Source organism: Salmonella sp. NW645 (assembly GCF_051703725.1).
Lineage (GTDB): Bacteria > Pseudomonadota > Gammaproteobacteria > Enterobacterales > Enterobacteriaceae > Salmonella > Salmonella enterica.
The window spans coordinates 1-11812 of sequence record NZ_JAMMKR010000018.1 but is presented as its reverse complement, the minus strand read 5'-3'; the positions used below and the strand labels follow the sequence as shown (position 1 = coordinate 11812).

Genomic DNA, 11812 nt, shown 5'->3' with positions numbered 1-11812 from the left:
AATCGGTGGAGCTGCATGACAAAGTCATCGGGCATTATCTGAACATAAAACACTATCAATAAGTTGGAGTCATTACCCGGTCTGCTTTCCCTTGGATAAACAGCTTCTTGTCGTGGAGATCCCTGATTCGCGGACAGAACGCAAATCCCAGCAGATGCATCAGGGCAAAGACATGATCGGTGAAACCCGCTGTATCGGTGTAATGCTCCCTGATTTCCAGGTCGCTTTCGTGGTACAGCAAGCCATCGAGAACATGGGTTGAATCCCTGACTCGACTGATTATGCAGGTATAAAACGGGCTGTATTGATCCGAAATATGGGTATAAAACTGACGTCCGGGCTCCTGCCCGTATTTCGGGTTAACCTGCCCTGCGTAGCGGCCTGAGCTGCCTGTTCTGAAATTTTGTCCGTCTGATGATGACGTTGTCCCGTCTCCCCAGAATGCCGCAAGTGGTCTTTTCCCCTGCGCGTTTACCAGCTCTGCAAGGGCGGCTGAATAGGTTTCGTCGCGGATGTACCATGCCTGGATATCTTCCAGTGATGATTTGGTGCTTCCGGGGCAGGCTTCCGCCATTTTGGTCAGACCAAGATTGATGCCATCCGCAAGGATGGTGGTGAGGAGCAGGCGGGTATCGGGACGGGTAATGTCATTTTTTATATGCGAAAAATGTCGGGTAAACGTCGTCCAGCTGTTTACCTCATCGAGAATTTCCGTGATTTTAGGACGCGGTAGCATGCTGTAAACCAGCTCTGCCAGCGGTGAAACCTGCACCGGGACGCAATTATCCAGCGGAGATACTTTTACTCCCCTGTCAGATATTTCCACATCGGGCAGCTCACCAAGGGCAGCCATGGCATTGACCTCTTCAAGTCTGGACTGAAGCAGGGTCATACGGCTGGTAATGTACTCATGATAATCAGCAGATACGGGCAGGGGTAGCGCCGGTGTGAGTTTGTCAAAGTCCTTTTCGGGAATGAGGTAATCATCAAAGTTTTTGTAGCGGCGTGAGCCTTTAACCCAGATGTCCCCGGAGCGCAATGCCCCCTTAAGCTCGCTGAGCGCACAAAATTCATAGTACTGCCGGTCAACACCCGCAGGTGTAATCACCACCTTGCGCCAGCTTTCAGGGACAAACTCAAGCGGCGCTGTCGCCGGAACTTTACGTGACTGCTTCCGGTACATATCCTTGATCACAACCAGCGCATCAGCCAGAGGTTGCGCTGCCGGGGTGGCGACTAACTGTAAAGCGGATAACATGCGCGGGGCATATTTCCGTAATGTGCTGTATTTCTCAGTAATAATATGCAGCGGATCAAAATTATTTTTCCTGGCGAGATGGCGTGTTTCCTCCAGACTGGCGACAAATTCAGGCCATGGCAGTATGTTTTCTATTGCGAGCCATGGATCGCCACCGGAATCACGGGCTTCAGACAGTGCCTGGCCGACATCGATGTACTGCCTCAGTTTTGACTGGATCAGCTTTCCGGTCTGCTGAAGGCGCTCAGCCTGTGTTCTTTTGGCTTTGCTGAACAGGCTGTTCAGCATGCGTTCATGCAGCTCAATCACTTCATCTGTCAGTGTGGCTCGGGCTTCTTCCAGCACGCACACCAAGATCGCATGACGCCGGGCTGCTGAAAATCGGGTCAAATCCCGGCTACTCATCTTCCGGCCTTCCCGCGCCAGTTTCAGCAACCGGTTCTGGTGAATGGTACGATCTATACCTTCCGGTAACGCCAGCGATTCAATGCTACTGAGCCGATCAAGGTGTTGTAGCACGTTCTTACCATTGATTTTACCTGGCGGTTGCAGAAGCCATGTCAGTCTGGAAAACTGATTATCTGAGGACTCAAGTAAACGATCAAGGGCATCCCTGTGAGCCGGAGTTAACGGGGCATTCAGGGTCTGAAATACGATTTTATCGCCGCCAGCCATGGCCTCCGCACAGGTACGCTCCACGACATCAATCGCGGGGATTATCACGTTGTTCTTCCGGAGCCAGACCAGCAGTTCTTCGGCCAGGAGAATACCTTTATCGGTGCGCGTCGCCATCGGCAGCAGGTGTGTAATACAGTCCTGCTGTATTTTGCCGGTGAACGCTTTTACGCCAAGATAGCGGTACAGTTCGGTTAAATGCTCGCGCCGGGTGGTATCCCTGCCGGAAAGGTAAGCAGGCCAGAGATCCCCGGTAAGTTTTAGCCTGCTGGCGATATGCTTCAGCAGCGCATCAGAGGGTGGGATTTTTTTATCCGGTGCAAAGCCGACATTTTTCAGATAGCAAAGAAGGACGGCAAAACCAAAACGGCTGGCAGGTTTACGGTGAGCACTGATAAGCGCCAGATCATGCTCACTGAAATAGGCCATTCGTGTCAGCGTTAACTCATCGTCCGGTAATGCCAGTAATGATTCTCTTTCCGACAGAGAAAGAATCTGCCTCCTTGCCATATAGTTTCCCTCATAAATTATCCGATGCGGTATTTTTAGCAAAAATGGTTATCGCATAAGGGTACACCCTGACGCCATATTCAAAACGTGACGGCACACGATGAATGACATAACCTATATGCGATAGATTAAATGCAATAACTTAAATGCGATAACGTGGTGGAAAAATGTTCATCAGAGCTTATTTAAGGGCATCGACGGAAGATCAGTTCGCCGATCGGGCAAAAGAGATGCTGGAGCAGTTTGTTCAGGAGCGGGGACATAAAATAGCCAGTTACTACCGGGAGAACATCAGCGGTACAAAACTTGACCGCCCGGAACTGGGGCGCTTACTGATGGACAGTCACCGCAATGATATTTTACTGGTCGAGCAGATAGACCGTCTGACCCGTCTGAGCAACAGCGACTGGATGACGCTGAAAAAGCAAATCGAGCAACACGAGCTGCGGATTGTCAGCCTCGATGTACCCACCTCATGGCAGGCGCTGTCAGATAAAGATCCTTCGCAGGCTGACCCAATCACCCGCGCCGTGATAACCGCCATCAATAATATGCTTATCGACCTGATGGCCGCGATGTCGCATAAGGACTGGCTGAGCCGCCGCCATCGGCAGAAGCAGGGAATTGAACGGGCACATACGCTGGGAAAATACCGGGGCAAACAGGCCGATCAGGAACGACATAAGAAAGTTCTGTATTACCGACAGGTCAAGAAACTGAGCATAAGAGAAACTGCTGAAGCCACCGGTTACAGCACATCTCAGGTCTGCAGGATTCAGGCCCTGTTCAGGCCTGAAAATTAAGCACATTTTCTGAGGCTGGAAATCAACTCATGCTGACAGCCTGAGCCTGTTGGCATGGTAAGCAATGTGCTCACCAATAAAGCTGGAAATGAAATAATAGCTGTGGTCGTAACCAGTATGATATCGGAATGATGCGTTGATGTTCATCTCGTTGCACACTCTTTCAAGACTTTTAGTGCGTAACTGATCTTCATAAAAGGCGTCACTTAATCCCTGGTCAATAAAAATTTCTGGTAATTTCGCACCCTGTAAAATGAGACTGACGGGATCGTAGTGCTCCCACGTTTTTTTATTTTCACCCAGGTACGCGGTGAATGCCTGTTGTCCCCATGGCACCTGAGAAGGTGACACTATTGGTGAAAATGCCGATACACTCACATATTCATCAGGATTTCGCAGCGACAGAACCAGCGCTCCCAGCCCCCCCATGGAGTGACCGGATATTGATTTCCTTGATGTTACAGGTAAATGCTCCATGACAACATCCGGAAGCTCATGGAGAATATAGTCATACATCCTGTAATGCGTGTTCCACGGATGTTCCGTCGCGTTCAGATAAAATCCGGCACCCTGGCCCAGATCGTAGCTGTCAGCATCTGCGACATGCTCTCCACGGGGACTGGTATCAGGAACAACGACGATGATGTTGTTCCTGGCGGCATAATGCTGCATACCCGATTTGGTGATGAAATTCTGCTCCGTACAGGTCAGACCCGAGAGCCAGTACAGGACCGGCAGTTTTTCTGTTGCTGCTTTGGGGGGAAGATAAACACCGAAATTCATCCCACAATTAAGTGTTTGTGAATTATGGCGGTATACGTTTTGCCAGCCGCCAGCGCTGGCATGCTGCTCGATGAGTTCCATCAGCCTCTGTCTCATGGTTATTTCCCCTGACAGGGAGTCAGGGGAAGTCTCTTTATAGCCGGACGTCAGATGAACGTATAAGCCGTGATTTTGTTACCCGCAGGGTCTCGCAGGTAGGCTGCATAGGCTCCAGGGAGATGGCTGCGCGGGCCAGGCTGACCTTCATCTTTCCCTCCGGCGGCAAGGCCCGCGGCGTGGAAAGCATCAACTTCTTCCGGACTTGCAGCTGCAAAGCCGACAGTAACGCCGTTGGCCGATGGCGCTTCACCGTTGCCCGGATGTGCAATAATAAAGGCTGGCTTTTCGCGACCATAAAGTACCCAGCCATTGCCAAACGGGCCGAGGTTATTGATGCCAAGCGTACCGAGGACAGCATCGTAAAAATCAGCGGATTTTTCAACATCGGATGCACCGATGAAGACGTGGGAAAAAACGTCATTACCAGAAATTACAGGTGTTGCCATGATCCATTTCCTTCAGTTGGTTTGACTCAGTTAAGACGCTATCAGTAACGGATTACCGTACGGATTGATTTACCTTCATGCATAAGATCGAAGGCCTCATTGATTTCATCCAGCGTCATCGTGTGGGTAACAAATGGCTCCAGTTCAATTTCACCCTTCATGGCATCTTCTACCATGGCCGGAAGTTGCGTACGGCCTTTCACTCCGCCGAAAGCAGAACCTTTCCATACGCGCCCGGTAACGAGCTGGAATGGACGGGTGGATATCTCCTGCCCGGCGCCGGCCACGCCGATGACAATGGACTGGCCCCAGCCACGGTGAGCACTTTCCAGCGCCGCACGCATAACGTTGACGTTACCGATACATTCAAAAGTGTGGTCAATGCCCCATTTGTTGATTTCAAGCAGCACATCTTTAATCGGTTTGTCATGGTCGTTCGGGTTGATGCAGTCGGTTGCACCGAACTGACGGGCAAGTTCGAATTTGGCCGGGTTGGTGTCGATAGCGATAATGCGTCCTGCTTTTGCCTGGCGAGCCCCCTGAACGGCAGCCAGACCGATTGCGCCAAGACCAAAAATAGCGACAGAATCTCCAGGCTGTACTTTCGCTGTGTTGTGAACAGCGCCAATCCCGGTAGTCACGCCACAGCCCAGCAGGCAGACGTGTTCATGGTTTGCCTCCGGGTTAATTTTTGCCAGAGAAACCTCGGCCACTACCGTATACTCACTGAAGGTGGAGCATCCCATGTAGTGGTAAAGAGGCTGGCCATTGTAAGAAAAGCGGGTGGTTCCGTCAGGCATCAGTCCTTTTCCCTGAGTTTCGCGAACCGATACACAGAGGTTCGTTTTCCCGGACTGACAGAATTCACACTCCCCGCATTCGGCGGTGTAAAGCGGAATCACATGGTCTCCCGGCTTCACGCTGGTCACGCCTTCACCGACCTCCACGACGACACCGGCCCCTTCGTGGCCGAGAACCACCGGGAAAACGCCCTCAGGATCGTTCCCGGAGAGGGTAAAGGCATCGGTGTGGCAGACACCGGTGTGGGTATTTTTAATCAGCACCTCGCCTTTTTTAGGTGGTGCAACATCAATTTCAACAATCTCCAGGGGCTTCCCTGGTGCAAATGCAACGGCAGCACGTGATTTCATATGTAAATTATCCTCAATGTGATGGCTTAGCTATTTAAGATAGGCGCGAACCAGTTCAATCGTATCGTCAACGGATTTACTGATTTCATGGCTGTAGCTGTCATTCTGGTCAAAGGTTTCCCGTATGTGGCTCTCGAGCACCTCTGCCATAAGACCGTTAGCTGCTCCGCGAACGGCAGCTATCTGCTGAAGAATGGAACGGCATTCAGCACCATTTTCCAGCGCTCTTTCCAGAGCATCAATCTGACCCCGAATGCGGCGAACACGGGTAAGGACCTTTTTTTTCTCTTCAGGAGTACTGGGCATTATTTACCTCACCATTTTTGATTTTATATACTATAGTGGAGTATATAATTATCGTCAATGCATACTCCACTATAGTATAACTAAGAATAAACATAACTACCTTTATTTACGATATAAATCATATATTTATATTATTTTTGGCTGTGATACTGTCGGAAGGAAAGTTACTACAAAAATGATATCTACCGATACGGGATTTGGGGCATAGGCGGTTCTGTTAAATTTCGCCAGATATTGGCTCATCATTGATGGTCAAAAAATGAGCCTAACGTACAATAATTTTCGATATCCAAACTGACCCCAGTGATCGACATTCACTCCGCGTTCAGCCAGCATCTCCTGCAGCTCACGGTAACTGATGCCGTATTTGCAGTACCAGCGTACGGCCCACAGAATGATGTCACGCTGAAAATGCCGGCCTTTGAATGGGTTCATGTGCAGCTCCATCAGCAAAAGGGGATGATAAGTTTATCACCACCGACTATTTGCAACAGTGCCAGTTTTATTGTTACATTTAAATCCACGCCGGGATCGCGGTTTTTTATCCCCCCCCTGGACCGCACATAAAGTGCAACAATTATTCTTGCACTTAGTTAAGCGCCTTCCTACAATCGCCGCGATAGTGTATTCGAAATTGTTACAGTTTTGTGGCGATGATCGACACAAATGGCCTTAAGCCAGCCCGGACAAAGGAAGTGGCGCGGCTTCTCACGCTGCGTCTTGCCCGGCGGCTACATTTACCGGAATAAAAATAATGAGCCTGCAAAAAACCTGGGGAAACATTCACCTGACCGCGCTCGGCGCGATGATGCTCTCCTTTCTGCTCGTCGGCTGCGACGACAGCGTCGCACAGAATGCTGCGCCTCCCGCCCCGACGGTCAGCGCCGCTAAGGTGCTGGTGAAGTCGATCAGTCAGTGGGATAGTTTTAACGGTCGCATTGAAGCGGTGGAGAGCGTTCAGCTTCGCCCTCGCGTCTCGGGATACATTGATAAAGTGAATTACACTGACGGCCAGGAGGTGAAAAAGGGCCAGGTGCTGTTCACGATAGATGACAGAACCTATCGCGCCGCGCTGGAGCAGGCGCAGGCGGCGTTGGCAAGAGCCAAAACGCAGGCCAGCCTCGCGCAAAGCGAGGCGAACCGCACCGATAAATTAGTCCATACCAACCTCGTCTCCCGTGAAGAGTGGGAGCAGCGCCGGTCAGCCGCGGTTCAGGCGCAGGCCGACATTCGCGCCGCGCAGGCGGCGGTGGATGCCGCGCAGCTTAACCTCGACTTCACCAAAGTGACCGCCCCTATTGACGGCCGCGCCAGCCGGGCGCTGATCACCAGCGGTAACCTGGTCACCGCGGGCGACACCGCCAGCGTGCTCACCACCCTGGTCTCGCAAAAGACGGTGTACGTCTACTTTGACGTCGACGAGTCAACCTACCTCCACTATCAAAACCTCGCCCGCCGCGGGCAAGGCGCGTCCAGCGATAATCAGGCGCTCCCGGTGGAGATTGGCCTGGTGGGCGAGGAGGGTTACCCCCACCAGGGCAAAGTGGATTTTCTCGATAATCAGTTAACGCCGAGTACCGGCACCATCCGCATGCGTGCGCTGCTGGATAACTCGCAGCGTCTGTTCACGCCGGGGCTGTTTGCCCGCGTGCGTCTGCCGGGCAGCGCAGAGTTCAAAGCCACGCTGATCGACGACAAAGCGGTACTGACCGATCAGGATCGTAAATACGTCTATATCGTTGATAAAGATGGTAAAGCACAGCGCCGCGACATTACCCCAGGGCGGCTGGCAGACGGTTTACGCATCGTTCAGAAGGGGTTGAATCCTGGGGATAGCGTCATCGTCGACGGCTTACAAAAAGTGTTTATGCCGGGTATGCCGGTTAACGCCAAAACCGTTGCCATGACCTCCAGCGCCACCCTTAACTGATCCCTAATCAGAGAATCCAAGACATGGACTTTTCCCGCTTTTTTATCGACAGGCCGATTTTCGCCGCGGTGCTGTCGATTTTAATTTTTATCACCGGGTTAATCGCTATCCCACTGCTGCCGGTGAGCGAATATCCGGATGTCGTCCCGCCGAGCGTCCAGGTGCGCGCGGAGTATCCCGGCGCCAACCCGAAAGTGATTGCCGAGACCGTGGCGACGCCGCTGGAGGAAGCGATCAACGGCGTTGAAAACATGATGTACATGAAATCGGTCGCCGGCTCCGACGGCGTGCTGGTCACCACCGTCACCTTCCGCCCGGGTACCGACCCGGATCAGGCGCAGGTTCAGGTGCAGAACCGCGTCGCGCAGGCCGAAGCGCGTCTGCCGGAGGATGTACGCCGTCTGGGGATCACCACCCAGAAGCAGTCTCCGACGCTGACCCTGGTGGTGCATCTGTTCTCCCCCGGCGGGAAGTACGACTCGCTGTATATGCGCAACTACGCCACGCTGAAAGTGAAGGATGAGCTGGCGCGCCTGCCCGGCGTCGGCCAGATCCAGATTTTTGGCTCCGGTGAATATGCGATGCGCGTCTGGCTGGATCCCAATAAGGTCGCTGCCCGCGGTCTGACGGCCTCGGATGTGGTGACGGCGATGCAGGAGCAAAACGTCCAGGTGTCTGCCGGACAGCTTGGCGCCGAGCCGCTGCCGCAGGAGAGCGATTTCCTGATCTCCATTAACGCCCAGGGCCGTCTGCATACCGAAGAAGAGTTTGGCAATATCATTCTGAAAACGGCGCAGGATGGCTCGCTGGTCCGCCTGCGCGACGTGGCGCGCATCGAGATGGGTTCCGGTAGCTATGCGCTGCGCTCCCAGCTCAACAATAAGGATGCGGTCGGGATCGGTATCTTCCAGTCACCCGGCGCTAACGCCATCGATCTGTCGAACGCGGTACGCGCCAAAATGGCCGAGCTGGCCACCCGCTTCCCGGAAGATATGCAATGGGCGGCGCCGTACGACCCGACGGTTTTCGTCCGCGACTCCATCCGCGCGGTGGTGCAGACGCTGCTGGAGGCGGTAGTGCTGGTGGTGCTGGTAGTGATCCTGTTCCTGCAGACCTGGCGCGCGTCGATTATCCCGTTGATCGCTGTGCCGGTATCGGTGGTGGGTACCTTCAGCATTCTCTATCTGCTGGGCTTCTCGCTGAATACCCTGAGCCTGTTCGGGCTGGTACTGGCTATCGGTATCGTGGTGGACGACGCCATCGTGGTGGTGGAGAACGTCGAGCGTAATATCGAAGAGGGGCTTGCGCCGCTTGCCGCGGCGCATCAGGCGATGCGTGAGGTCTCCGGGCCGATTATCGCCATTGCGCTGGTGCTGTGTGCGGTGTTCGTGCCGATGGCGTTTCTCTCCGGGGTCACCGGCCAGTTCTACAAACAGTTCGCGGTGACCATCGCCATCTCGACGGTGATCTCGGCCATCAACTCGCTGACGCTCTCCCCGGCGCTGGCGGCCCTGCTGTTAAAGCCGCACGGCGCGAAGAAAGACCTCCCTACCCGGCTGATCGATCGCCTGTTTGGCTGGATTTTCCGTCCGTTTAACCGCTTTTTCCTGCGCAGCTCGAACGGCTATCAGGGACTGGTAGGCAAAACGCTTGGACGCCGTGGCGCAGTGTTTGCGGTGTACCTGCTGCTGCTCTGCGCCGCTGGGGTGATGTTTAAAGTCGTCCCCGGCGGGTTTATTCCCACCCAGGATAAGCTGTATCTCATTGGCGGCGTGAAGATGCCGGAAGGGTCGTCGCTGGCGCGCACCGACGCGGTGATCCGCAAAATGAGCGAGATCGGGATGAATACCGAAGGGGTCGACTATGCGGTCGCTTTCCCGGGGCTTAACGCGCTGCAGTTCACCAACACGCCGAATACCGGGACGGTCTTTTTTGGCCTGAAACCGTTCGACCAGCGCAAACACACGGCGGCGGAAATTAACGCGGAGATCAACGCCAAAATCGCGCAAATCCAGCAGGGCTTTGGCTTTTCCATCCTGCCGCCGCCGATTTTAGGTCTGGGTCAGGGTTCCGGCTACTCCCTGTACATCCAGGATCGCGGAGGGCTGGGCTATGGCGCGCTGCAAAGCGCGGTGAATGCGATGTCCGGGGCGATTATGCAGACGCCGGGGATGCACTTCCCGATCTCGACTTACCAGGCTAACGTGCCGCAGCTGGACGTGCAGGTCGATCGCGATAAGGCGAAAGCGCAGGGGGTATCGCTAACCGATCTGTTCGGTACGCTGCAGACCTATCTCGGCTCGTCTTATGTCAATGACTTTAACCAGTTCGGGCGTACCTGGCGCGTGATGGCCCAGGCTGACGGACCATACCGCGAGAGCGTGGAAGATATCGCCAATCTGCGCACCCGCAATAATCAGGGCGAAATGGTACCGATCGGCAGTATGGTGAATATCAGTACCACCTACGGGCCGGATCCGGTGATCCGCTACAACGGTTATCCGGCGGCGGACCTGATTGGCGATGCCGATCCGCGGGTCCTCTCTTCTTCGCAGGCGATGACGCATCTGGAAGAGCTGTCGAAGCAGATCCTGCCGAATGGGATGAATATTGAGTGGACGGATCTCAGCTTCCAGCAGGCCACCCAGGGCAACACGGCGCTGATCGTCTTCCCGGTGGCGGTGCTGCTGGCATTCCTCGTACTGGCCGCGCTGTATGAAAGCTGGACCCTGCCGCTGGCGGTGATCCTTATCGTACCGATGACGATGCTCTCCGCGCTGTTTGGCGTCTGGCTGACCGGGGGCGATAACAACGTCTTCGTGCAGGTGGGTCTGGTGGTCCTGATGGGCCTGGCCTGTAAAAACGCCATTCTGATCGTCGAGTTTGCCCGCGAGCTGGAGATCCAGGGGAAAGGCATCATGGAAGCGGCGCTGGAGGCATGCCGCCTGCGTCTGCGCCCGATCGTGATGACCTCCATCGCCTTTATCGCCGGGACCATTCCGCTGATCCTCGGCCACGGCGCGGGGGCGGAAGTCCGCGGCGTCACCGGGATCACGGTGTTCTCCGGGATGCTGGGCGTGACGCTCTTCGGTCTGTTCCTGACGCCGGTGTTTTACGTGACGCTACGGAAACTGGTGACCCGCAGGAAGCCGGTCCAGGAGGATCTGCCCGCCTAGCCTGCAGCAGATAACAAAAAAACCGCCTTCACAATTTGAAGGCGGTTTTTTTTCGTCACCAGAAAATGATTAATGCGCTTTTTTAAAGCGGGCGATCATTTCCGGCACCGGGTCGCAGCCGCTGGTATCGGCGTTTTTGACCGCCTCCAGCGCGCTGGCCACGGTATGGCGAGCGAGGACGTTTAACGAAGCCTGCTCTGCTTCATCGGCAACCGATTTGAAGTACCAGCAGGCGTTGGCGCTGACCACGCAGCGGGCCGGGACGTCAGGACGCGACGCCCACAGTTTTTTATCTTCGATAACCGAAAGATAGATATCACGCAGGGTGATCTTGTCCGCCGGACGGCCAAGATGAATTGAGCCGTTGCGACCAAGCGTGGAGACGATAATGCCGTCACGAGTTAGCGGAACCATTAGTTTACGGATAAAGCTCGGGTTCGCTTCCAGGCCGTAGGCCAGAATCGCACTCGTCGAACGTTCACCCATCTGCTCCGCCATTGCTACGCTGAGAACCATCTGCAAAGCTGTCGGGAAGCGGTAATCTAACATGGCAGTGTCCTGGGTTGCGGTGAATCTTGTTCTTTTTAGCACCGCAGAGGGCACTGTTGCAAAGTTAGCGATGAGGCAGCCTTTTGTCTTATTCAAAGGCCTTACATTTCAAAAACTCTGCTTACC

The 11812-nt window shown here is 54.2% G+C and carries 9 protein-coding genes and 2 pseudogenes; 4 read left to right on the top strand and 7 right to left on the bottom strand.

Annotated features, from left to right (window positions below; all coding sequences use genetic code 11):
- The first annotated feature begins 5 nt into the window (after positions 1-5).
- Positions 6-62 carry an IS1 family transposase gene (locus NA389_RS21700; protein WP_003032489.1) on the top strand — a complete coding sequence of 19 codons (57 nt, stop codon included), beginning with the start codon at positions 6-8 and terminating at the stop codon, positions 60-62.
- Between the two features lie 14 nt (positions 63-76).
- Here NA389_RS21700 and NA389_RS21695 read toward each other — a convergent pair.
- Positions 77-2443: pseudogene (locus tag NA389_RS21695) on the bottom strand (Tn3 family transposase); the annotation flags it as partial.
- A gap of 167 nt (positions 2444-2610) precedes the next feature.
- On the opposite strand from NA389_RS21695, the gene NA389_RS21690 reads away from it, so the two are divergent.
- Positions 2611-3246, top strand: coding sequence for a recombinase family protein (locus tag NA389_RS21690; protein WP_000470623.1), 636 nt, complete (start codon positions 2611-2613; stop codon positions 3244-3246).
- 27 nt (positions 3247-3273) lie between these two features.
- Here NA389_RS21690 and fghA read toward each other — a convergent pair whose 3' ends face one another.
- From fghA to NA389_RS21665, 5 genes and pseudogenes are all read right to left on the bottom strand, one after another.
- Positions 3274-4110, bottom strand: a complete 837-nt coding sequence (gene fghA / locus NA389_RS21685; RefSeq protein ID WP_071686688.1) for an S-formylglutathione hydrolase — start codon at positions 4108-4110, stop codon at positions 3274-3276.
- Positions 4111-4175: 65 nt separating this feature from the next.
- Complete coding sequence (locus NA389_RS21680; RefSeq protein ID WP_000235177.1) at positions 4176-4574, bottom strand: VOC family protein; 399 nt, start codon at positions 4572-4574, stop codon at positions 4176-4178.
- Between the two features lie 41 nt (positions 4575-4615).
- The gene (gene frmA / locus NA389_RS21675; protein ID WP_000842086.1) at positions 4616-5725 is read right to left on the bottom strand and encodes an S-(hydroxymethyl)glutathione dehydrogenase; all 1110 of its coding nucleotides are present in this window, start codon (positions 5723-5725) and stop codon (positions 4616-4618) included.
- A 30-nt stretch (positions 5726-5755) separates the two neighbouring features.
- Positions 5756-6031, bottom strand: coding sequence for a formaldehyde-responsive transcriptional repressor FrmR (gene frmR / locus NA389_RS21670; RefSeq protein WP_001141270.1), 276 nt, complete (start codon positions 6029-6031; stop codon positions 5756-5758).
- A 303-nt stretch (positions 6032-6334) separates the two neighbouring features.
- Positions 6335-6466: pseudogene (locus NA389_RS21665) on the bottom strand (IS6 family transposase); the annotation flags it as partial.
- 319 nt (positions 6467-6785) lie between these two features.
- Here NA389_RS21665 and oqxA point away from each other — a divergent pair.
- Complete coding sequence (oqxA, locus tag NA389_RS21660) at positions 6786-7961, top strand: multidrug efflux RND transporter periplasmic adaptor subunit OqxA (RefSeq protein ID WP_002914189.1); 1176 nt, start codon at positions 6786-6788, stop codon at positions 7959-7961.
- A gap of 23 nt (positions 7962-7984) precedes the next feature.
- Positions 7985-11137 carry a multidrug efflux RND transporter permease subunit OqxB gene (oqxB, locus tag NA389_RS21655; protein ID WP_000347934.1) on the top strand — a complete coding sequence of 1051 codons (3153 nt, stop codon included), beginning with the start codon at positions 7985-7987 and terminating at the stop codon, positions 11135-11137.
- Positions 11138-11206: 69 nt separating this feature from the next.
- Here the strand turns inward: oqxB and NA389_RS21650 are convergent, their stop codons facing one another.
- The gene (locus NA389_RS21650) at positions 11207-11686 is read right to left on the bottom strand and encodes an RrF2 family transcriptional regulator (protein ID WP_000888203.1); all 480 of its coding nucleotides are present in this window, start codon (positions 11684-11686) and stop codon (positions 11207-11209) included.
- Between the last annotated feature and the right edge of the window lie 126 nt (positions 11687-11812).